The 22,615-nt window shown below is 64.8% G+C and carries 18 protein-coding genes; 10 read left to right on the top strand and 8 right to left on the bottom strand.

Translation table 11 applies throughout. The features are described from left to right. The first annotated feature begins 87 nt into the window (after window positions 1-87). Together VVD49_RS05790 and mdoH are read left to right on the top strand one after the other, a co-directional pair. Window positions 88-1,659: a glucan biosynthesis protein G gene (locus VVD49_RS05790; RefSeq protein ID WP_327598185.1), complete on the top strand. Its 1,572-nt coding sequence runs from the start codon at window positions 88-90 to the stop codon at window positions 1,657-1,659. Further along, complete coding sequence (mdoH, locus tag VVD49_RS05785) at window positions 1,632-3,659, top strand: glucans biosynthesis glucosyltransferase MdoH (RefSeq protein ID WP_327598184.1); 2,028 nt, start codon at window positions 1,632-1,634, stop codon at window positions 3,657-3,659. Before VVD49_RS05790 ends, mdoH begins: the two co-directional genes overlap by 28 nt. Before the next feature lie 177 nt (window positions 3,660-3,836). On the opposite strand, the gene VVD49_RS05780 is transcribed toward mdoH, so the two are convergent. The 7 genes from VVD49_RS05780 to VVD49_RS05750 form a co-directional block, all read right to left on the bottom strand. Next, window positions 3,837-5,180: a hypothetical protein gene (locus VVD49_RS05780; protein ID WP_327598183.1), complete on the bottom strand. Its 1,344-nt coding sequence runs from the start codon at window positions 5,178-5,180 to the stop codon at window positions 3,837-3,839. After that, on the bottom strand, window positions 5,177-5,743 hold the full coding sequence (locus tag VVD49_RS05775) for a sigma-70 family RNA polymerase sigma factor (RefSeq protein ID WP_327598182.1): 567 nt from the start codon (window positions 5,741-5,743) through the stop codon (window positions 5,177-5,179). The genes VVD49_RS05780 and VVD49_RS05775 overlap by 4 nt, the downstream gene beginning before the upstream one ends. 138 nt (window positions 5,744-5,881) lie before the next feature. After that, complete coding sequence (locus VVD49_RS05770) at window positions 5,882-7,714, bottom strand: vWA domain-containing protein (protein WP_327598181.1); 1,833 nt, start codon at window positions 7,712-7,714, stop codon at window positions 5,882-5,884. A gap of 138 nt (window positions 7,715-7,852) precedes the next feature. Continuing rightward, on the bottom strand, window positions 7,853-8,191 hold the full coding sequence (locus VVD49_RS05765) for a hypothetical protein (RefSeq protein WP_327598180.1): 339 nt from the start codon (window positions 8,189-8,191) through the stop codon (window positions 7,853-7,855). A 113-nt stretch (window positions 8,192-8,304) separates the two neighbouring features. Beyond that, window positions 8,305-9,102 carry a phytochelatin synthase family protein gene (locus VVD49_RS05760; RefSeq protein ID WP_327598179.1) on the bottom strand — a complete coding sequence of 266 codons (798 nt, stop codon included), beginning with the start codon at window positions 9,100-9,102 and terminating at the stop codon, window positions 8,305-8,307. Window positions 9,103-9,295: 193 nt separating this feature from the next. Next, window positions 9,296-9,730, bottom strand: coding sequence for a type II 3-dehydroquinate dehydratase (locus VVD49_RS05755; protein WP_327598178.1), 435 nt, complete (start codon window positions 9,728-9,730; stop codon window positions 9,296-9,298). An 11-nt stretch (window positions 9,731-9,741) separates the two neighbouring features. Beyond that, entirely contained in the window at window positions 9,742-10,758 is a 1,017-nt protein-coding gene (locus VVD49_RS05750; RefSeq protein ID WP_327598177.1) for a TRAP transporter substrate-binding protein, read from the bottom strand. Between the two features lie 168 nt (window positions 10,759-10,926). Here VVD49_RS05750 and VVD49_RS05745 point away from each other — a divergent pair, with 168 nt between their 5' ends. The 5 genes from VVD49_RS05745 to VVD49_RS05725 all read left to right on the top strand — a co-directional run bounded on the left by VVD49_RS05745 (window position 10,927) and on the right by VVD49_RS05725 (window position 14,987). Further along, entirely contained in the window at window positions 10,927-11,721 is a 795-nt protein-coding gene (locus VVD49_RS05745; RefSeq protein WP_327598176.1) for an IclR family transcriptional regulator, read from the top strand. Window positions 11,722-11,883: 162 nt separating this feature from the next. Then, entirely contained in the window at window positions 11,884-12,237 is a 354-nt protein-coding gene (locus tag VVD49_RS05740; protein ID WP_327598175.1) for a hypothetical protein, read from the top strand. 55 nt (window positions 12,238-12,292) lie between these two features. Next, a complete protein-coding gene (locus VVD49_RS05735) occupies window positions 12,293-12,688 on the top strand; it encodes a rhodanese-like domain-containing protein (RefSeq protein ID WP_327598174.1) in 396 nt (131 codons plus the stop codon). Between the two features lie 33 nt (window positions 12,689-12,721). After that, window positions 12,722-13,327 (top strand): DUF924 family protein, encoded by a 606-nt coding sequence (locus VVD49_RS05730; protein WP_327598173.1) that lies wholly within the window; start codon window positions 12,722-12,724, stop codon window positions 13,325-13,327. Window positions 13,328-13,511: 184 nt separating this feature from the next. Further along, window positions 13,512-14,987: a sensor domain-containing diguanylate cyclase gene (locus VVD49_RS05725; RefSeq protein WP_327598172.1), complete on the top strand. Its 1,476-nt coding sequence runs from the start codon at window positions 13,512-13,514 to the stop codon at window positions 14,985-14,987. 1 nt (window position 14,988) lies between these two features. Here the strand turns inward: VVD49_RS05725 and VVD49_RS05720 are convergent, their stop codons facing one another. After that, window positions 14,989-17,532: a penicillin-binding protein 1A gene (locus tag VVD49_RS05720; protein WP_327598171.1), complete on the bottom strand. Its 2,544-nt coding sequence runs from the start codon at window positions 17,530-17,532 to the stop codon at window positions 14,989-14,991. Window positions 17,533-17,809: 277 nt separating this feature from the next. On the opposite strand from VVD49_RS05720, the gene VVD49_RS05715 reads away from it, so the two are divergent. From VVD49_RS05715 to putA, 3 genes are all read left to right on the top strand, one after another. Continuing rightward, the gene (locus VVD49_RS05715) at window positions 17,810-18,292 is read left to right on the top strand and encodes a hypothetical protein (RefSeq protein ID WP_327598170.1); all 483 of its coding nucleotides are present in this window, start codon (window positions 17,810-17,812) and stop codon (window positions 18,290-18,292) included. Between the two features lie 10 nt (window positions 18,293-18,302). Continuing rightward, complete coding sequence (locus VVD49_RS05710) at window positions 18,303-18,626, top strand: hypothetical protein (protein ID WP_327598169.1); 324 nt, start codon at window positions 18,303-18,305, stop codon at window positions 18,624-18,626. A gap of 110 nt (window positions 18,627-18,736) precedes the next feature. Beyond that, entirely contained in the window at window positions 18,737-22,552 is a 3,816-nt protein-coding gene (putA, locus tag VVD49_RS05705) for a trifunctional transcriptional regulator/proline dehydrogenase/L-glutamate gamma-semialdehyde dehydrogenase (protein ID WP_327598168.1), read from the top strand. Window positions 22,553-22,615 lie beyond the last annotated feature (63 nt).

The following is a 22,615-nucleotide window of genomic DNA, read 5'->3' as shown; positions in this document are numbered from 1 at the left end:
AGCGACGTCGGCCGGGCAAGTCAGGACGAACGTTGTTGCAAGTACGCAGCAGGTTTTTCAAAATTTTCTGGATACGCAGACAAGCTCGTGACGAGAGACTCCCGCCACAAGGCCCGCCATCGGGCACGACTTCCACTCGCATTGGCCATCCTGGCCACGGCCCTCGTGCCGTCCCTGAGCCAGGCATTCAGCTTCGACGATGTCGCAGCGCGCGCGCAGAAGCTCGCCGCAGAATCCTGGCGCAGCGACGAGGGCAAGATCCCCGACAGACTGAAGCAACTCGACTACGACCAGTATCGCGATATCCGCTTCCGGCCCGACAAGGCCCTGTGGCGTGATCGCAAACTGCCGTTCGAAGTGATGTTCTTCCATGTGGGTGGATTCTTCACGGCACCCGTGCACATCAACGAGGTCGACGAGAAGGGCGCTCACCCGATCCGCTTCGATCGCAAGACATTCGATTACGGCCCGGTCACGGGTCTCACGCCGCGTGAAGAGGACAGCTGGGGAGATGTCGGCTTTGCCGGCTTCCGCGTCCATTACCCGCTGAACAATGCAGCGTACAAGGACGAGCTCTCCGTCTTCCTCGGCGCGAGCTATTTCCGTGCCCTCGGCAATGGCCAGCGCTATGGCCTGTCTGCACGCGGCCTGGCCATCGACACCGTCGGCGGCAAGGGCGAAGAGTTTCCGCGCTTCAAGGAGTTCTGGATCGAACGTCCGGCGAGTGATGCAAAAAGCCTGACCCTGTACGCGCTCCTCGACTCACCCAGCGTCAGCGGCGCCTATCGCATCGTCATGACGCCGGGCAACGAGACGATGATGGAAGTGCAGGCCCGCCTGTTCCTGCGCAAGCCTGTCGCCACGCTGGGCATTGCCCCGCTGACGAGCATGTACCAGTACGGCGAGAATCAGCCGCTGAGCACGAGCCAACCGGGCAGCACCAACTTCCGCCCGGAGGTGCACGACTCGGACGGCCTGTCGGTCCAGACCGGCGATGGCGAATGGATCTGGCGCCCGCTGATAAACCCGCAAGCGCCCCTCACCACCTCGTTCAGCATGAAAACGCTGGGAGGGTTCGGCCTGATGCAGCGCGACCGCGCCTTCTCCAACTACGAAGACCTCGAAGCCCGCTACGACCTGCGCCCGAGTGCGTGGGTCGAGCCGGTCGGCAACTGGGGGCCGGGGCGCGTGGAACTGATGCAGCTGCCGACGCCCGACGAGACCAATGACAACATCGTCGCCTACTGGGTACCCCAGACAGCGCCCACCCCCGGCAAGCCACTCGACCTGACGTGGCGCATCCGTATGCAATCTGCAAAGGAACAACGGCCGCCGAATGGCTGGACCGTGCAGTCGCGATCCGGCGGTGGTGGCTACACGAAGCAGGCCGACAAGGACGAACGCTACGTCGTGGACTTCGCGGGACCGGCTTTTGCTGCACTGCCAGCGAACGCACCGGTCGAAGCCGTCGTCAGCGCCGTCTCCAACGCGCAGATCGTCGAACGCACCGTCTTTCACAACGAAGTTACCGGCGGCTGGCGCCTCGCCATGCGCATACAGCGCACGGACCCGACGAAGCCTGCCGAGCTGCGTGCCTATCTGAAACATCGCAACGACACTTTGACCGAGACATGGAGCAACGTCATACCGCCCCGCTAGAATCCAGCGCTGCGCGCCTCGCGTCACACGACGTATTGCGCCTGCTGGCCACCGATCCGAGCGTGCCGCCGGTAAATCGCGGCTCGATGATCGCGCACCCCTGGCACGGGCTCACGCGAGGCCTGCTACGCATGCTCGGCGGCTATCGCACGGCACCGCCCCCGCAGCACCACGCCAGCTGGCAGCATGCCGCCCACCGGCGGCGCATCGCACTGGTCATGCTGGTTGCATCGTGCACGCTGGCGGCCGGCAGCCTGATGGCTGGCGCCCTGCCCTTCGAGACCAGCCCGATACTGTCGGGCCTGCAGCTGGCACTCTTCAGCCTGCTCTTCTCATGGGTTTCTGCCGGCTTCTGGTCGGCCATCATGGGCTTCGTCGTCACCCTGCGCGGCGATCGCCACAGCCTCTCCGCACGCGACCTGCCACGCACGCCGCTGGAGAGCAGCGCGCGTACCGCCATCGTCATGCCGATATGCAATGAACATGTCGCCACGGTTTTCGCCGGGCTGCGCGCCACCTGTGAATCGCTGGCGGCAACGGGCGCGTTGTCGCTGTTCGACTTCTACGTACTCTCCGACACGCGGGACGAAGCGCTACAGGCAGAGGAGTACCGCGCCTGGCTAGGCTTGCGTGAGGCGCTTGGCGATAGCGGCGGCGCATCACATGGCCGCGTGTTCTATCGCGTGCGCAAGCGGCCCGGCAAGCGCAAGGCCGGCAACCTTGCCGACTTCTGCCGCCGCTGGGGACGTAACTATCGCTACATGCTGGTGCTGGATGCAGACAGCGTGATGAGCGGCGAGAGCTTCATCAATCTCGTGCGCCTGATGGAGACCCACCCGCAGGCAGGCATCATCCAGACCGCGCCGCGCGCCTGCGGCCACCAGACCCTGCACGCACGCGCGCAACAGTTCGCCTCGCGCATCACCGGCCCGCTGTTCACCGCCGGCATGCAGTACTGGCAGCTGGGCGAATCGCACTACTGGGGCCACAACGCCATCCTGCGCGTCGAGCCGTTCATGAAGCATTGCGCGCTTGCCCCCCTGCCCGGCAAGGGGCCACTGTCCGGAGAAATCCTGTCGCACGACTTCGTCGAGGCAGCCTTGATGCGACGTGCCGGCTACGAGGTCTGGGTCGTCCCGGACGTGGAAGGCAGCTACGAGCAGGTACCTCCGAATCTCATCGCGGAGCTGGAGCGCGACCGCCGCTGGTGCCAGGGCAACCTGCTCAACGCGCGCCTCGTCGCAGAGCCCGGCATTGCGCCCGTGCATCGCGCCATGTTCCTGACCGGGGCGATGGCCTACCTGTCGGCACCGCTGTGGTTCGCCTACCTGCTGACTGGCACGCTGTACTGGTTGTTCGGTACGCCCGGCGTCGACTTTCCCGACGGTGCAATGCCCGACGTGTTCGCAGGTCTGTGGCTGTGCACGGCGCTCATGCTGATGCTGCCGCGCGCACTGGGTGTCTCGGTCATCCTGCTGCGCGGGGAACAGAGGCTGTTCGGCGGTGCGAAGAAGCTGTGCCTGAGCGCCATGCTGGAGGCTTCGCTATCCATCCTGAAAGCGCCGATCCGCATGTTCGCGCACACCTGCTTCGTGCTGGCCGCGCTGACCGGCTGGCGCGTGGACTGGCTGTCACCACCACGCGAAGCACGTGCCGTGAGTTTCCGCGAGGCCAACAACTGGTTCCTGGGACACACGCTGCTGACGCTCGAATGGGCCTTGCTGACCCTGTTGGCCAACCCGATGGCAATCGGCTGGCTGCTACCGGTTTTCGTACCCCTGATTCTCGCGGTACCGCTCACCGTCGCCACGGGCAACGTCGCGCACGGGGAGACGGTACGCCGTAAAGGTCTGCTACTCACGCCCGAAGAGAGCAGCCCACCGGCCCTGCTGCGCGCAGCGTGGAGCCACGCGCGCCGCAATGCGCCGCCTCAGCCGACACCCGCGCCCCAGCATCCCACACGCATCACACCCGAGCAGCTGGCCGTCTCGGCAGCCTGACGCGCCACCCGCCTTTCAGCACGGCAGAACAGCCCCGCAGCCCCCAGCATCAGCATGCAGGACGTCGGGGGTTCGTATGCTTCTGGCAAATCGCCGACGCAGGCTGTGGCGCCTCTCCGTAGCAATCACCGTCGACAGCGAGAAGCTGCGCCTGTGGCTCCCGCCACGCGCAGGCAATCACTCCAGCAACAGGGAATCCGCACGCAGGTTGTCGTTGCGCTCGACCGTGAGCTGCGCAGGCCGCTCTTCGCTGGGCAGGGCCAGACGGAAGCGCTCGGCCCAGTCGCGCACGGCCTCGGATTGCGGCGTGGCGGAGAAGATGCGCGGTGCGCGCGCGAGCCCTTTTGCGCGCCACCGGGCGGCCGCCAGCGGCGGCGAGACACTGCGGGACAGCAGTAACGGACTGCTGCTGCGGTCGTCTGCGGGCTTGGCGGCGGAGGCCACGGGCGCAGGGGCTGCGGCTGCAGGCTCCATGGCTGGAGCCGGAGCCGGAGCCGGTGCTGGCGCTGCGGCCAGGCGAGGTGCCTGACGGGCGGGCTGCGGCGTGCTTGCCATGCGCTCCTGCGGGGCGATGGCCGCTGCGGGAGCTGGCGCCGCAGGCGGGGCGGCGGCGGGGCGCTCTTCGGCGATAGCCGCAGCCTTGGCGAAGGCCTGTGTGTCGGCGCGTCGTTCGAGTTTCTGCTCCTGTTCGCGCATGCGCTCCTGCACGGCATCTTGTCGTGCCCTGTCGCTCGCGCCTGCTTCCGTGGCGGCGCTGTCGGCGAGCTCGGCCTCGCCGGCGACGCGTCGGGCTTCGGCCGTTTGCTCGCGCACGCGTTGCACGACGCTTTCCCTTGCATCGCCCGCAGCGGACACGGCGGGCGCGCGGCCAAGCCCCGACACCCGCGCTATCGGATCGACCTGCAGCGCTATCGTCGTCGGTTGCGAGGCCTTGGCTGCCGAAGCTTCGGCAAGGGGCGCTGCGCGCTTCGCCGCATCGTTCATGGCAGCGTTGATCGTCTCGGGTCGCTCGGCGCGCTGCGCCAGCCACAGGTTGGTGGCGATCACGCCGACAGCCACCGAAGCCATGACAAGACCGATGCGTTGCCACCACCTGTGCGTTTCCTGCTGCGCTGCCTTGCGCGAATCGGTCGCCTTGTCGGCAATGCGTTGCGGGCGACTCTCCAGCCAGGCGGCAGTGCCGGCCGTCACGTCGTGGCCAAGCACCTCGGCTGCGGTTCTGCCGGACTGGATCTGTTCGATGACTGCGTCATGCCGTGGTTGCTGTGCCGCCTGGATGCGTGCGGCTTCGGCGAGGAAACTCACTTCGAGACTGGCTGGCGGCTCGAACATCGGTAGGGCAGCGGGCGCAACTTGCGGCACAGCCGGGTATGCCTCCTGGGCGACGCGCGCAAGCCCGGCAAGGCGCGCGGCCATCGCAGGCGGAGCTTCGTACACAGGCAGGGTGCGCAGCAAGGCTGCGAGCCTGTCTTCGCCCGCGATGAAACGCTCGAATGCGGAATCCGCCTGCTGCGCGCTCACGCCTGTGCCTCCAGCTCTTGCCGCAAACGCGCAAAGGCATAGCGCAGGCGACTTTTCACCGTCTCGAAACCCTCGCCGACGGTATGGGCGATTTCTTCCAGGCTCATGTCGCTGAAGAAACGCAGGGCAACGACTTCGCGTTGCACGGCGGGCAGACTGAGGAGCGCCTTGTGCACGCTCTGCAGGTTCTGTCGCAAGATCAGTTCCGCGTCGGGCGAAAGGTCTTCGGCAGGCAGTTGCAGATGCGTCTCGTCAATCGCGTCCTTGCCCTGCTCGAAGGCACTCTTTTTCACGTCGAGCCAGGTATTGCGTGCGATCTGGAACAGGAAGGTGCGGAAGGCCGATTGCGGGCTGTAGTCCGCACAGCGCGTCATCAGCTTTACCCAGGCCTTCTGCGTCACGTCCTCCGCCTCGGCCGTGTTGCCCTGGCACAACCAGGCAACGAAGTTGAACAGTGCGCGGTTATGACGACGGAACAGTTCGGTGGCCGGGCGCTCGATCACGCCATTGGCCACCAGCACCATCAGGTCCTCATCGGGAATCTGGCTCAGGTCCTCATTCATGCAGCAAGTATAAAGCGGGGGCCTGTTCTGCGGCCGGCCGGACTGTCGGTCGGAAAAGCCGCAGGCACCTTCCCACATTCCTGACGTGGGCCGTGCCCCGCCGCGTCGGAAGGCGCTGCGCTTTTCCGACCTGCGTCCTCACTCTCTCGCTGCCACTGTCCTCGTGCTCAGCGCTTGCGCCAGATCGACCAGACGCAGGAACTCGCCGCGATAGCCGTAGCGGTCTGCACCGATGCTGCTTGCTGCCAGCGTGCGCGCATCGGCGTAAGACCACTGGCCCGCATACTTGCCGCCGCGCAACAGCTGACCGTAGCCGGCAACAGCGGTGGCGAAGCGGAATTCATTGCTGGCCTCCTTCAGCGGGCGCACTGCATCGCGACGCACGACCGTATCCATCAGGGTACTGGTCTGCAGATCAGGCTGCTTGTAGCGCAGCTTGATGTGCGCCAGTTCGCCGGGGATGCCCACAGCCTTGCGGTCGGCCACTGCCGCAGCAGCGCCCGATACACCGTAGCGCAAGGGATCGACGAGACCTTGCTGGCCGTTGAGCGTGAGTTCATACAAGGCCGTCACCGTATGGCCCGCTCCAATGTCGCCGGCATCCACCTTGTCATTGTTGAAGTCTTCACGCGCCAGCAAACGGTTCTCGTAACCGACGAGGCGATACTCCTTCACCGTCGCCGGGTTGAACTCGACCTGGATCTTCACGTCGCGGGCAATCGTCGCCAATGACGAAGTCATCTCGTTGACGAGTACCTTGTGGCCTTCCATGAGATTGTCGATGTACGAGTAGGCACCATCACCGGCGTCGGCCAGTTGCTCCATCAACTGCTCGTTGTAGTTGCCGGTGCCGAAACCCAGCGTCGACAGCGACACGCCCGACTTGCGCTTCTCCTCGACCATGTTCTTCAGTTGCTCGAAGCTGGTGATGCCAACGTTGAAGTCTCCATCGGTCGCCAGCAGGATGCGGTTGATGCCGCCCTTGATGAAGCCCTGTTGCGCCATCTGGTAAGCCAGCGCGATACCGCTGGCGCCATTGGTACTGCCGTTGGCATTGAGCCCGTCGATCGCCGCGAGGATGCGACCGCGCTCCTTCAGCGAAGTGGGTGGCAGCGTGACGGCCGTGGTGCCCGCATAGGTCACCAGCGTGATGTGGTCCTGTTCGCGCCGCTGTTCACTCATTTCGTTCACGAGCAGCTTCAGCGAAGACCTCAGCAGCGGCAGCTTGTCATTGCTGTTCATCGAGCCTGACACATCGACGAGGAACACGAGGTTGGCTGGCGGCAGGTTCTGCTTGGCAATGTCCTGCCCCTTGATGCCGATGCGCATCAGCACCTTGTCGGCACTCCACGGTGCAGCCGACAGCTCGGTATGAACGGCGAAGGGGCGACCGTCTTGCGGCAAGGCGTAGTCATACGGAAAGTAGTTCACCAGCTCCTCGACGCGCACGGCATCGCTCGGCGGCAGACGCCCCTGATTCAGGAAGCGCCGCACATTGCTGTAGCTACCTGTATCCACGTCGATGCTGAAGGTCGATACCGGCGTTTCTGCGGCAAGGTGCACCGGGTTATCGCTGAGCGCCTTGTACTTCTCGCGCTCCTGGGGTTGCGGCTCGTAGCCATGCGGTGAGAACGGCATCGGCGCAGCAGCGATCTTCGCCTGCATGCCGGCACGCTCGCTTTCCTTTGCCATGCGTCGTGCATCGGCAAGGGCCGGTGCGGGAGCGGGAGCGGGAGCGGCGGGCTTGACGGCGTCAGTGCGTACCGGGCTGGCCGACGGCTGCACGTTTGTCACCGCTTCAGGCACCCGGGACGCGTCCACCGGGATCGTGGTTGTCTGCTCTACAGGCGGCGTCACCTGCTGCGCGCCTGCGTCCTCCTGCTTGATGCTGCCGCAGGCAGCCAGGCCCGCGGCCAGCCCGATGGCGGCAAGCAGGCGGATCAACAGCGCGGCGATGGATATCTTCTTCATGGCGGGTTCTCCGTTCGGGTTTGTTTCAGCTTCGCACCGGGCATTTCCCGGGTGGCGTGTGACTGAAACGAGGCAGAACGGAAAACGGGGTTGATGATCTGGAAATAAATTGCGGACGGGCCACCGCGGGGCGATGGCCTAGCCGCCCAGCGTCATGCGGACCTTCGAGTCCCAGACCACCCGGCAGAACTTGCAGACGAACTTGCGCGGTGCCTCGGGGTTCACGGGTTTCGGCTGGTAGCTGAGCCAGACGCCGCATTGCGGGCATCTGCAGAGGTAGGCCCGCAGCACGAGCAGGGCCATGGCCATCAAGCCAAGCACGATGAAAGCCACGGCGAAAAAGAGGTCTGTAGTGGACTCGCGCGACCCATCTCCGAAGTAGAGCCCGGCGCAGAGCACGACAGCGTCGAGCCCAAAGAGCGCAAGAATGGCCTTGAGCGTCGTCCGCGCGTGTGAGGGATGCGGCAGCAATTTCATGTTAACCCCGTGATCAAGCACTGGAACGCCAGCCTTGCCTCGACAACGAACAGGATTATGCCGGGCAGCTCCCGCTCAGTTCAGCAGACCAACAGGCAGGGCGGCCCATCCTGTCACGGCTCGATGAGTATGTAGCCGCGATTCTCGACCGTGTCGAACGTGCGCATGCCCTTGATGAGGGTTGTGGCCGGCATCCACACCCAACCCGCGCTGGCGGGATTGACGTCCATGACGAGAAACGAATCCGAGTCTGCATCGTAGGCACCCAGTGGCGAGATGTGGCCGCTGCCTTGCTGGCCGACGGCGGCACGCTGGTAGGCAACGATGACGTAGTCGCCGCGTCGCTTGAGGTTGTCGATCAGCTCGTTGCGGATGTCCTGCTCAGCCTTGCCGTCATCGACGATAACGAGCCGCGTGGCGAGACCATTTGCCTTGAGCATCTCGTCGAGCTGGCGTACCTGATAGCCGACATCCCGGACCTGCCTGCCGTTGATCGTGACGAGCTCGCCCAGTACCTGCGCACGCGTCTTCTTGCCGCGGAAGATGACGTTATCCTGCGTGAAGCGCGGCATGACAAGGTCGATGCTGGGGGGAAAGTACTGAAGGTCAGCGGCGTTCAGTCGCGTCCGGTCGCGCGGCAGGTCGGCGCTGCGGCCACGCACGGCATTGAGCACGATTGCCGCCGAGGTCGGGCCGCAGAATGCCGCGTTCGATTGCGCTTCGAACTGGTTGGCCAGCGCCGGAAAATCTACGCGCGCCATCGAGCGCGTCAGGCGGGCCAGGCCTTCGTCTGAGGAAAAGGGAAGCAGCTCCGTGGCAAGGCTTGCTGCAGGCTCATCGCGCGCAAACGCGCCAGGCAGTTGCAGCGTGATCAACAGACAGGTGAGTGCAGCGCGCGCGACGAATGACATGCTTCTCTCCGGAGTGCGGGCTCGCTGCGCGTCAACAGTGCCGGAAACCGGTGCCAGAAGTGAGCGCTTGCGAGAACGATGGCCGGAGCATGCTGGCAGATCACAAGGGGCGATACAAGCCAGCAGCACAGGGAGTCCGCCTGGGCACGCCGCGCCGCAGGCCGAAGCTGCAGGGCGGCGCTTTGCGACAGGTTCAGGTGCGCAACATGTCGACCAGGGCGCGGAAGGCTGCGTAGTAGGAGTGCGGCCCCAGCCCCTGCACCGTACCCTTTACTGCGGGCGAGATGATGGAGTGCGAACGCCACTCCTCGCGCGCCGCAATGTTGGACATGTGCACCTCGATGACCGGAAAGGGCATGGCCTTGATGGCGTCGTGCAGGGGCACGCCATGCTGGGTCAGCCCCGCCGGATTGATCAAGGCGCCGTGAGCGTCGTCGATGTGGGCATGCAGGAAATCGAGCAAGACGCCTTCATGGTTCGACTGGATCAACTCCAGCTCGGCGCCCAGCTCCGCCGCCAGTGCCGCGAGGCGGGCGTTGATTTCGGTCAGCGTGGTGGTGCCATAGATGTGCGGCTCGCGACGGCCGAACAGGTTGAGGTTGGGGCCGTGCAATACGAGAATCTTCATGTCTGCTCCGCTCACTGCTTGCTGATGCGGGCGAGTTCGTCGCGATACAGCTTGACGACGGCCGGGTCGTATTGCGCGGCGAAGCGTTCGGTCACGGGCTGGGCGATCTGGCGCATGCGTCCGAGTTCGGCCGGGCTGATGTCGTTGTACTGCATGCCGGCGGCCTTGAGATCGGCAACTGCTTTCTGCGCAGCCGCGCGACTCACCTGCCGCTGGTAGGCGCGGCTTTCGTCAGCGGCCTCCTGCATCCACTTCTGCTCCGTCGGCGTCAGCTCATCCCAGAACTTCCTGCTGACGAGGATGATGTTGGCGGCATAGACATGGTTGGTGGCGCTGACGAACTTCTGCACCTCGAAGAACTTGTTGGAGAGGATCACGGCAAACGGGTTCTCCTGTCCGTCGACCGCTTTCGACTCCAGTGCCGGGTAGAGCTCGGTGAAGGGCATGGGCAAGGGGTTGGCCTTGAATGCCTTGAAGGTATCGATGAAGACCGGGTTGGGAATCACGCGGATCTTCAGGCCATCCATGTCTTCAGCCCTGGTGATGGCGCGTTTGCTGTTGGTGACGTTGCGGAAACCGAGGTCCCAGTAGCCAAGCGCCACGAGGCCTTTCTCGGGCAGTCTCGAAATAAGGTTCTGGCCCAGGGGGCCATCGAGCAAAGCGTCGGCCTGCGCGAACGAAGTCACCGAGAAGGGGAAGTCGATCAGGCCGAACTCCTTGACGATGCCTGCCAGCGAGGTCGTAGCCGGCGCCGACATCTGCTGCACGCCGCCCTGCAAGGCGGACTGCTGCTGCAACTCATTGCCCAGTTGCGAGGCGGGGAACTCCTGCACCTTCATCTTGCCGCCGCTTTTCGCCGCCAGCACTTCGGTAAAGCGCTTCACACCCATGCTCACCGGGTGATCGGTGTTGTTCAGATGGCCAAAGCGGATGACGCGCTCCTGCTGCGCCCAGACGGGTGTGCTGATGACCGCAGCGAGGCTGACAGCAGCGCTGGTAAAAAGCAGCGAACGAAGAAAGGTTTTCACGGGTGAAGTCTCCTGTTTTGGTTGGAACGGCCGGCGACAACCCCGGTCGGCGACATGGCACATCAGCAAGATAGTAAAAAGTGGAAATGTTTTCCAGTTTTGAAATATGTTCCATCCGAGGGGTATGATTCAAGCTCGGGAAACCCCTATGCGGTACTTGAGGCAGACATGAGCGGAGCACTGGAGCGCGCCTTCAGCGTGCTGGAATACCTGGCGGAGCGGCCCGATGGCAGCCCGATCTCGACGCTGGCAACAGACCTGCAGATCCCCCTCAGCGCCAGCCACCGCCTGCTGGCGGAGTTGCAGCGCTGCGGCTACGTGCGGCAGGACGCGCACAGCGGCTTCTACGTGCTGAGCGTCAAGCTGGTGTCGATGGGCCTGTCTTTCCTCAGCAAGTCCGGCATCGTCGACGTTGCCCAGCCACTGCTCGACCAGCTCGCGGCGGCGTCCGGCGAACTGGTGCGACTGGGCGTGGTCGATGGCGAGGCGCTGGTCTTCGTAGCGCGCGCGCAGGGCGCCAAGAGCGGCCTGCGCTATGACGCAGACATGGGCATGTCGGTACCGCTGTCATGCAGCGCAGCGGGCCATGCCTGGCTGTCGAGCTTCACCGACGACGAGGCCATGGCGCGTATCGCGAGGGCCGGCATCGCCAGCGCGGCCGAGTACGGCCCGCGTGCACCGACGTCGATCAAGGCCGTCATGATCCTCGTGCGTGCGGCACGTCAGCGTGGCCTCAGCATGATCAACGAGATGTTCGCGCCCGGCATGTCGGCCATGGCCGCCCCGGTACTGGCGGCGGACGGCAGCGCCATCGGCGTCATCACGGTGGCCGGCCCCAACGTGCGGCTTACATCGCAACGCATGGAGTCGCTCGGCCCGGTGCTGCTCGACATCGCCGTACAGGTCGGCAAGGCCAGCGCGGCTTCCAGCCTGTTCAAGAAGCGCCCGGTCGCCGTCGCCTGATATTCCTGCACGGCAGGTCGAAAAGCTTCTCCAGACGGCAAATGCCATCTGGATCATCGGTTCATGCCACGCTTGTAGCGCGTGACATGCCTCGCTAAGATCTGACTCCCACCCCGATATCTGCTTGACGTCGGATAACGCAGGAGTCCCGCCGGAGAGCCCATGCGCAGGAATGCCATTCGCTGTATCGCCATTGCAATTGCATGTTGCACATCCATCGCAGCGACTGCGGCCGATGCATGTGACGCCTCGGCGGAGTGCGTCAAGGCGGTGTCCATGATCGGCCCGATCGATTCGCTGCTCAAGCGCTGCGTCGTGCTGAATCCCGACAAGGCTGACGCCTATCGCGCAGTCCTGTTCCGGGCGATGAACAACCCGTCGCCGGAAATCCTGGAGATGATTCGCGCCTCGGACATTTACGCCAGAACCGCCGTTCAGGTGGACGCCAGGCTGGACAGGCTGAGCCCGGACAGATTGCGGGAAGCTTGCGAGGCGACGTTCAAGCCAGCAGCATAGCGGCCCTTGCAGGCGCCCCTCACATCAGCCCTTTTACTTTCAGGTTACTGCCCCCATGGAAGCACAACTCAAACACTATTCGGACAAGCTGGCTTTCGAGATCGACGCGTGGGACCTGAAAGTAGCGCTCGAACGCGGCGAGAAGCTCGTCGTCATCGACGCGCGTTCACCCGCGGCTTTCGCGGCAGGGCACATCCCTGGCGCCATCAACCTCCCGCATCGCCAGATGGATGGCGAGACGACTGCAGGCCTCGACAAGTCGTCGACGGTCGTCACCTATTGCGACGGCATTGGCTGCAATGCCTCGACAAAGGGCGCGCTAAACATGACGAAACTCGGTTTCAAGGTGAAGGAGCTGATGGGCGGACTCGACTGGTGGAAGCGCGACGGTCATCCGACCTCGGAAGATCCCAGCAGCGCATCGAGTGCCGCCGCCTGCGGCTGCGACTGAAGCCGCAAGTCAGCTCGCGCGCGGGACGAGGACATGACAATGGAAACCACGGACAGCATTCTCGATTTCTGGTTTGGGAGTAGCGTCGACGATGCCCTCGTCGCCAAGGAAAAATCCGCGCTGTGGTGGGCCAAGGATGGAGCGACGGACCAGCTGATGCGCGAACGTTTCGCGTCTTTCCTGCCACTGGCCGCAGCAGGTGCGCTGGATGACTGGCTGGGCAAGCCGCGCGGGCGCCTGGCGCTGATCCTGCTGTGCGACCAGTTCTCGCGCAATATCCATCGCGGCACGCCGCAATCTTTTGCTTTCGACGAGCAGGCGCGAGCGTGGTGCAAGGCAGGCCTGCAGGCGGGAGATGACAGGCGGCTACGCCCGATAGAGCGGGTGTTCTTCTATCTGCCGCTCGAGCATGCGGAGTCGCTGGACGAGCAGCACGAGGCCGTCGCACGCTATGCCGACCTGTGCGACGCTTTGCCGCCCGCGCAACGCGAGGACTTTGCAGGCTATCTCGATTTCGCGCGGCAGCACCGCACCATCATCGAACGCTTCGGCCGTTTCCCTCACCGTAACGCAATACTCGGGCGAGCCTCGACGGCCGAGGAAATCCTGTTCCTGCAAGGGCCGGGTTCGTCTTTCTGAGCACTGCCGCATTGCGTCAAGGGCGCTCGCAGCGACACTGGCACCGGGCACATGTGACTTCGTCCCGCCTTCGACGCAATTCCCCGTGACGCGCCGCACTCCTCAATCAAGCGTGTTTCCGGTCATGCCGTTAGACTATGCATGACAACAAGAAGGAGACACGGTGCGATTCTGGCTGGCAGACATGCTTTTTTCCCTTGCGGGGCTGGTGCCCGGCGCAGGGGCGTGGTTGCTCACCGGAAATGTCTGGATCGCCCTGCCGCTTGGCATCCTCTCCGCCACCTTGCCCCTCGTCGTACTACGCCACCGCAGTAGCACACGGGAGAGTTCCGCCGTCCATCTGGCGGCACGCCTCAGCAACGAGCAGGAACAGCATGAGGCCACACGGCAATTCATCCAGCGCCTGCTCGACGTGGTGCCCATGCCCATCTACGTCAAGGATGCGGACAGTCGCGTCATCATCGTGAACCGCGCGCAGGCCGAACGCTGGGGGCAACCTTGCGAGGCAGTGGTTGGCACCCGCTCTGTCGACCAGATGCCCGATCCGGAACGCAGCCGCCTGACGCTCGAGGAAGATGCCCGGGTGCTGGCTGGCGAGCAGATCTACAAGGAAGAATGCGTCAGCGAGGAGGCCACCGCCCGCGAGCGTTTCAGTGTCATTGCCAAGGGCCACTGCACGGACGCGGAAGGCAATTCCGTCATCGTGTGCGCGCGCTTCGACACGACGCAATGGCGCCAGGCCGAACGCGAGTTGCAACAGGCACTCGAGCGCGAAAAGCTGCTGCGCCAGCGCAACCAGGATTTCATCCAGCGCGTGCTGGACGTCATCCCCGACCCGTTCTACATCAAGGATGGCGAAGGCCGGCTGGTGATGGTCAATGAGGCTTACGCACGCGACCGCAGCCACAGGCCGGAGGCCATCGTCGGCAAGCTCGCGACGGCCGTGGCACTCAATCCCGAATTGTCGAAGGACGTCGCCAGCGAAGATGCTGCCGTTCTGAATGGAGAAACATTCGACAAGGAGCAACGTCACATCGTGCCTCTCACCGGCGAGGCGCGCTTCCGTCTCGTCAGCAAGCGGCCCTGCAATGACATGGATGGCAGGCCGCTGATCGTCGTGGCCCATCTCGACATCACGCGCTGGAAGGTGGCAGAGGCCAAACTGGCGCGCCTGGCGCTCGAAGACGAACTGACCGGCTTGCCGAACCGGCGCCACTTCCTGCAGGAAAGCGAGCGCCTCGTGAGCATTGCCAACCGTCATGGCAGTCCGCTGGCGCTGATCCTCTTCGACATCGATCACTTCAAGCACGTCAATGACGAGCACGGCCACGCCATCGGCGACCTGGTCCTGCAAGAAGTTGCAAACCGCCTCAAGACCCATCTGCGCAGCGAAGACCTGCCCTGTCGCTGGGGTGGGGAGGAATTCATCGTGCTGCTGCCGCTCACCGAGCTACCGATGGCCATCGCCGCGGCAGAGCGTTTGCGTGAAGCTTTTTCAGCAGCCCCCGTCGAAGTGCGCGGCCACGCGCTGACCATCACCATCAGCGGCGGCATCGCGCAGAAGCATGACAACGAGGCCCTCGGCGAATGCCTGGCCCGTGCCGACAAGGCGCTTTATACCGCCAAGGGCGCTGGCCGCAACCGCTTCCTGTCGGCCTGATTCAGGCCTGCAACACCCAGGCTACAGATCGGAGCGTCACGCCATCCGTGCGGGCCGCTGGCCGTGTCTCTATGCGGGGAACGGAGGCCGGCATATTGGCGGGTGTCGCTGCCGGGCGCGGCGCAGGCGCGTTGGCGCCCGAGGCAGGATCGCGCCCCATGCCACCGAGGACCTTCTCCAGCTCCTCCGCGCTCCTCGCGGGCCGCGGCTCGCCCACCGGCGTCACGCTGACATTGCCGTCGCGCACGTTCTCGATGACGACACCATTGGCATCACCGCGGATGATCACATTGGCCGGCGCATGGGTTGCAGTGTCGGCGGGCGGAGTGCCATCCACAACGGCACCCGCCTCGTTCTCCCAATCCTGTTGCTGGACTTCGTAGCGCGCCAGCAAGCTTGAACTCGGCGCGGCCGGGAATTGCGCCTTGGCGTCGACGATTCGGCGCTTCATCGAGTTGCTGAAGAAGTCGCCGACGATGAGGATGGCGTTGTGCCCGCCTTGCCCCCAGTAGTTGCTGCGCATGGTGACGCGTTGATCGTTGAAGCCGACCCAGGCACCGGCGACGAGATCGGGGTGCATGAGGATGAACCAGCCGTCAGTATTGTTCTGCGTCGTGCCGGTCTTGCCAGCGATGTCGGCGACGACACCGAAGCGCGTCTTCACTGCCGTGCCGGTGCCACGATTGACCACGCCACGCATCATGTCGATGAGTTCGAGCGCCGCGTTCTGCGACATCACTTGCGTACCCGTGCCTGCATCCCCCGTGCTGCCGGCAGGGTGGCCGAACTCGGCCAGAACCTTGCCGTGGCGGTCGGCGATGGAGCGGATGAACACCGGCTTGTGATACTTCCCCTGGTCGGCAATGGTCGAGTATGCCGTCACCATTTCCATCAGGGTCACCGGGCTGGTACCCAGCGCCAGCGAGGGTACCGGATCGAGCTTGCTCTGATTCACGCCCAGCGACTGCGCGAGTCTGACGACGGACTGCACGCCGACGTCCTGCATGACTTGCGCGGTAATCGTATTCTTCGAATGGATCAGGCCTTCACGCAGGCTCATCTGCTCGCCCGTCGAGCCATCCATGTCGGTCGGGCGCCACACCGAGCCGTCGACCGCGCGATATTCGATCGTCTTGTCCTCGTACTGCCTGTCAGGCGTCATGCCACGCTCGAGCGCCGCGCCATATACGAAGGGCTTGAAGGTCGAGCCTGGCTGACGCTCTGCCTGTATGACGTGGTCGTACTGGTCGGTACTGAAGTCACGGCTGCCAACCCAGGCACGGACTTCGCCGGAGCGCGGATCCATGGCCAGGAAGCCCGCCTCGAGGCGCGTCTTGCCCGCGCGTACGGCTGCCAGCAGCTTGTCGTCGCGCGATAGCGTCTCGATGGCGGCAGCCGGCGTCGCGCCGTCGGCAATCGCCTGGCGATACTCCGGTGTCTCGCGCAGGAAGGCGGCCTGCAGCTCGGGATGCGTGCGCCAGAAGTGGCGGAAGGGCTCGACCTTGCGACGCATGCTGACGTAGCTCGCCGTGGCGCTCGACTGCGGCGTGGCGCTCTGGCTCCACTCCACGTCGGCGATGGCCTGCAGCGCCTGCGCCTGACGCTCGACGGCATTGGTCGCGGCTTCCTGCAGCCTCAGGTCTATCGTCGTCTGGATAACGAGGCCATCGCGATACAGGTTGAGGTCTTGCTGGTCGGCCCACTCGACCAGCCATTTGCGTACGTGCGTGGCGAAGTGTGGTGCAACGCCGGTGATGTCGTTGGGTCGGCTGAAGCGGATGTTCAGCGGTTTGTCCTTCATCACCGCGCGGTCCGCTGCAGGCAGGCTGTCGTACTTCACCATCTGGCCCAGCACGACATTGCGCCGCCGCTGCGCGCGCTCGGGATTGGTCACCGGGTTGTAGTAACTCGCACCCTTGAGCATGCCGATCAAGGTGGCGCTCTCGAGCACGTCGAGATCCGCTGCCGGCTTGTCGTAGTAAGTATGCGCTGCCATCTCGATGCCGACCACGTTGTAGAGGAAGGGCACGGTATTGAGATAGGTCTCGAGGATCTGGTCCTTCGTATAGGCGCGCTCGATGCGCAGTGCCGTGATGAGTTCGCGCACCTTGCGGTTGAGGGTGCGTGCCCGCCCGATCTCTTCAGGAAAGAGGTTGCGGGCGAGTTGCTGCGTGATCGTCGAGCCGCCCTGCATGTCGCCGGTCAGGGTGTGACCGACGGCCGAGACGGTACGGCGCAGATCCAGGCCGTGATGGTCGTAGAAGCGGCGATCCTCGGTCGCCAGCAGGGCCGCCACGACATGCGGCGACACCTCTGCCAGCGTCACGCGTTTCTGCTGCTTCTGGCTGAAGCTGGCGATGGGCGTGCCGTCGAGGGCCAGCAGCACGCTCGGCTGCGCATTGCGTGCCTCATGCAACTGATCGACACCGGGTAGGCCGGGAATCAGCACCAGCACGTAGACAACAGCAATTGCACAGACCGTGAAGGCCGCCGCCAGGGTGACTCGCAAAGTCTGTCGCAAGAAGGCGCGCACGGAGGGATTCATGACGGGCTCGAACTCGGGAAATGGAGCCCAGCTTCTCGCAAGCCACGTGCCCATGACGCGGGATCGAGGCGGGCACTCGCTGCGCGCCCTGTCGGGCGTTACGCCCTGCGATGCTGGCAAATGGTCAATTCCGCCACCGCTGCGGCGCGCCTTACACGCTGCGCCGGCAACGCAGGTCTGCCCTTAGGTACCGGCGCCCCCTGGCGGCGGCCGCCCTATCCTGAAGTCACATGCCGGCATGTGTCCGGATCGTGCAGGCGCTCTCAAAGGGGAAACAATGCAAGCATCCACAGCGTATGTCAGCCATGCAGGGGCCACCAGATTGCGTCCCTTCCGCGCCCTGCTGGCATGGTTGAGTCTGGCGGTCATGGCGGCCTGCGTCGCCATTCCCGTGTCCCGCTACGACGCAGGCACCTACGCCCACCTGACGAGCCTGAAAGCCGAGACCGCCGTACTGCTCGAGAGCTTCGACAGCAAGCCGGTGAAGGCGAACGAGGCACGCATTGACGAGGTAAGCCTGAGTCTGCGCAAGGCGTACGAATACGAGCGCGGCAAGGGTGCGGACAATCGCGATACGACAGCCCAGCTCACCAGGATCCTCGATCTGTTCAAGGAGGACGTAAGCACCTATCGCGAGAACGGGCCGGGCACGCTGGGCAAGAGGTACTTCAGCGAGGCGGCCATCGTGCTCGAACAGGCGTTCGACATCGTCATCGCCAGCGAGAATGCGAAGAACAAGGACAGGCGCCAGGCACCGTGAGGGAGACATCATGAGCAAGTTCACCGATTTCATCGACGGCATCGCGGATGCCAGCGGCAAGCTGGCAAAGGATGAGCTGAAGACGCTGATTGCCACGGCAAAGAAGGACAAGTCCGATTTCGTCCGGCTGCAGGCGGAGAACTTCGAGCGCTGGACCAATATGCTGGCCGATGGCGATCTCACGCCAAAGGGCTACAAGCTGCTCGTCAGGAAAATGGAGGTGCTGACACAGCTGGAGGTCATCAAGCTCAAGGTCGAGGCCAAGGCCAGCGCGCAGCGCCTCGCGACCGGCCTGCAGGACATCGTCATCAGCGCGCTGTTTGCGTTGATCTGATCACGCCTTGCAGCACGCCCGGGCGACTGCGGCGGCTTGCTCCCCGATCAGGCGCTCAGTAAACTCGTTTGCAGTCTCAGGGAATCAGGGACCGCTCGAGGATGCATGCGATGGCAACGACGACACCCGGCGCAGGACTTGACGACGCAGCCCGTCAGGGCGCGGACGAGGCTGGCAACAAGGCCGCCTCGCAGCCAGAGGTCTTCCGCGATTTCGCCGCGTCGGTGTTGCCGCAATCGGCATTGCGCGCCGCCATCACCTTCGCCTGGCGACGCCCCGAACCCGAAATGATCCCCATGCTGGCAGATCTGGCGCGTCTGCCCGAGGACATGCGCCTACCGGTCCAGCGCCTGGCGCGCCAGCTCACCGAGAGATTGCGCAAGCACAAGAGCGGCGGTTTCCGTTCCGGCATGGTGCAGGGGTTGCTGCAGGAGTTCTCGCTGTCCTCGCAGGAAGGCATTGCGCTGATGTGTCTCGCCGAGGCCTTGCTGCGCATTCCCGACGCCGCCACGCGCGACGCGCTGATCCGCGACAAGATCGGTGGCAGCAACTGGCAGACACATCTCGGACACAGCAGCTCGCTCTTCGTCAACGCGGCGACCTGGGGCCTGCTGCTGACCGGCAAGCTGGTTGCCACCCATAACGAGGCGGGTCTCGGCGCGTCGCTCAACCGCATCATTGGCAAGAGCGGTGAGCCCCTCGTACGCAAGGGTGTGGACATGGCCATGCGCCTGATGGGCGAGCAATTCGTCACCGGCGAGACCATCGTCGAGGCGCTCGCCAACGGCGTTGCGCATGAGGCGCGGGGCTTCCGTTACTCCTACGACATGCTGGGCGAAGCCGCGCTCACCGATGCGGACGCGCAGCGCTACCTCGCGGCCTACGAACAGGCCATCCATGCCATCGGCAAGGCGTCGAACGGGCGTGGCATCCACGCAGGGCCGGGCATCTCGGTCAAGCTTTCCGCGCTGCAGCCGCGCTTCGGCCGCGCCCGCCATGAGCGCGCGATGAACGAGCTGTATCCGCGGCTGCTGTCGCTGGTGACGCTGGCGCGTCAGTACGACATCGGCCTCAATATCGACGCCGAGGAGGCCGACCGCCTGGAGGTCTCGCTCGATCTCATCGAGCGTCTGTGTTTCGAGCCGGCACTGGCAGACTGGAATGGCATCGGCTTTGTCGTGCAGGCCTACCAGAAGCGCTGCCCGTTTGTCATCGACCACCTGATCGACCTGGCCCGGCGCAGCCGTCGCCGCCTGATGATCCGCCTCGTCAAGGGCGCCTACTGGGACAGCGAGATCAAGCTCGCTCAGGTGCAGGGCATGCAGGGCTACCCGGTCTACACGCGCAAGGTTTACACCGACATCTCCTATCTGGCCTGCGCACGCAAGCTGCTCGCCGTACCCGAGGCGATCTATCCGCAGTTCGCCACCCACAATGCACACACGCTGGCGGCCATCCATCACATGGCTGGCCAGCGCTATTACGCGGGTCAGTACGAGTTCCAGTGCCTGCACGGCATGGGCGAGCCGCTCTACGAACAGGTGATCGGCCCGACGTCGGAAGGCGGACTCGATCGCCCATGCCGCATCTACGCACCTGTCGGCACGCACGAAACGCTGCTGCCCTACCTCGTGCGCCGCCTGCTCGAGAACGGCGCCAACACCTCTTTCGTCAATCGCGTGGCCGACCCCGAATGCTCGCTCGACGCGCTGGTTGCCGACCCGCTGGAAGTCGCCGAGCGCCTCGGCGAACAGGAAGGACAAACGGGCCTGCCGCATCCGGACATTCCCTTGCCGCCCGCCCTGTATGGCGACGGCCGTGTCAATGCCGCAGGCATGGATCTCGCCAACGAGCAGAGCCTCGCAGCGCTGTCGACAGCGCTGCTCGAGAGCACGCACGCGAACTGGCGCGCAGCGCCACTGCTCGGCTGCAGCATGCCGGAGCGCACCCCCTGGCAGGTCATCACCAATCCAGCAGATCGCCGCGACATCGTCGGACATGTGCTCGATGCCGATACGGCTGAGGTGAGCGCCGCGCTGCAGTGTTCGGTCAAAGCGTGGCCGACGTGGCGGGCCATCGCACCCGCGCTGCGCGCCGGCATCCTGCGCCAGGCAGCCGGCCGCATGGAAGGGCAGATGCCGCGCCTGATGGGCTTGCTGGTGCGCGAGGCGGGCAAGAGCCTGCCGAATGCCGTGGGCGAAGTGCGCGAGGCGGTCGACTTCCTGCGCTTCTATGCGGCGCAGATCGACGCGGATTTCGCCAATGACAGCCATCACCCGCTGGGGCCGGTGGTGTGCATCAGCCCGTGGAATTTCCCGCTAGCCATCTTCACCGGTCAGGTCGCAGCTGCGCTGGCGGCCGGCAACACCGTGCTTGCCAAGCCGGCCGAGCAGACGCCCCTGGTGGCTGCTGAGGCCGTGCGCATCCTGCTGCAAGCCGGCGTACCGGCCGGCGTGCTGCAACTGCTGCCCGGGCCAGGCGAGACCGTCGGCGCGCAGCTGACCGCCGATGAGCGCGTGCGGGGCGTGATGTTCACCGGCTCCACCGCGGTGGCACGCCTGCTGCAGGAGAGCATCGCCGGCCGGCTCGATGCACAGGGTCGCAATGTGCCGCTGATTGCCGAAACCGGTGGCCTCAACGCCATGATCGTGGACTCTTCCGCGCAGACGGAACAGGTCGTCAACGACGTCATGGCCTCGGCCTTCGACAGCGCCGGTCAACGCTGCTCGGCGCTACGCCTGCTGTGCCTGCAGGAGGATGTCGCCGAGCACATGCTGGCAAACTTGCGCGGCGCCATGGCCGAATACCGCCTCGGTTGCCCGGAGCGCCTCGATGTCGACATCGGCCCGGTGATCGATGCCGAAGCACAGGCCGGCATCGAGCGTCACATCGAGCAGATGCGTGCGGGCGGCAGGGCGGTCTTCCAGGCAGCGCGCAGCGTCAGCGACGAGCGCGCATACGGCAGCTTCGTGATGCCGACCCTGATCGAACTGAAGCACGTCAGCGATCTGCAGCACGAAGTGTTCGGCCCGGTGCTGCACGTGCTGCGCTATCGCCGTGAAGACCTCGGCGAACTCGTCACGCAGATCAACGCCACCGGATACGGCCTCACCCTCGGCGTACATAGCCGCATCGACGAGACCATCGCACGCGTCGTCGAGCATGCCCGGGTCGGCAATGTGTACGTCAATCGCAACATGGTTGGCGCCGTGGTCGGCGTACAGCCCTTCGGCGGTGAAGGCCTGTCCGGCACCGGCCCCAAAGCGGGCGGCCCGCTCTATCTGTACCGCCTGTTGTCGGCGCGACCCGCCGCTGCCGTGAGCAGCGTGTTCCGTCGCGACGACAATCGCGCCAATGCCTCGCGCGAGCCTGCGCTCAAACCGCTGGCGCAGTTCCGCGAATGGGCTGCGAGCGTGGGCGACACGCGCCTGGCTACCCTCTGCACTGACTTCGCGCAGCGCAGCCTGCTGGACTACACGCGCCAACTGCGCGGCCCGACCGGCGAGCGCAATACCTATCGCCTGGCGCCACGCAGACTGGTGCTGTGCCTGGCCACCGACGAAGGCGACCTGCTGGTCGAGATCGCCGCCACGCTGTCCGTTGGCGCACATGCCATGGCACTCAAGGAAGGACCTGCCGCCACACTGGCCCAGCGCCTGCCACCAGCACTGCGCGCATATCTCGCGCTGGCCACCGACTTCGAGGCCGCCGCACGCGCAGCCGACGTCGCACTGTGTCACGGCGATGCAGGACTTCTCGGCGAAGTCGCCCGCCGGCTTGCCGACCAGCCTGGCGCCATCCTCCCGCTACACGGCCTGCCACCTGGCGATACCGCCGTGCCACTGGAGTGGCTGCTCGTCGAGCGCAGCCTCAGCGTCAACACAGCCGCAGCCGGTGGCAATGCAACGCTGATGACGACGGGCTGACAGCGGGCAGCCCGCCGGACGATGCCTTCGTCATCCTGGCGAAGAGCATGATCAGCATGCCCT

It is taken from the genome of Uliginosibacterium silvisoli (genome assembly GCF_036017035.1).
GTDB classification, from domain to species: domain Bacteria; phylum Pseudomonadota; class Gammaproteobacteria; order Burkholderiales; family Rhodocyclaceae; genus Viridibacterium; species Viridibacterium silvisoli.
Note: the sequence above shows the minus strand (reverse complement) of the source record. Positions and strands in the feature narration are given on the sequence as shown.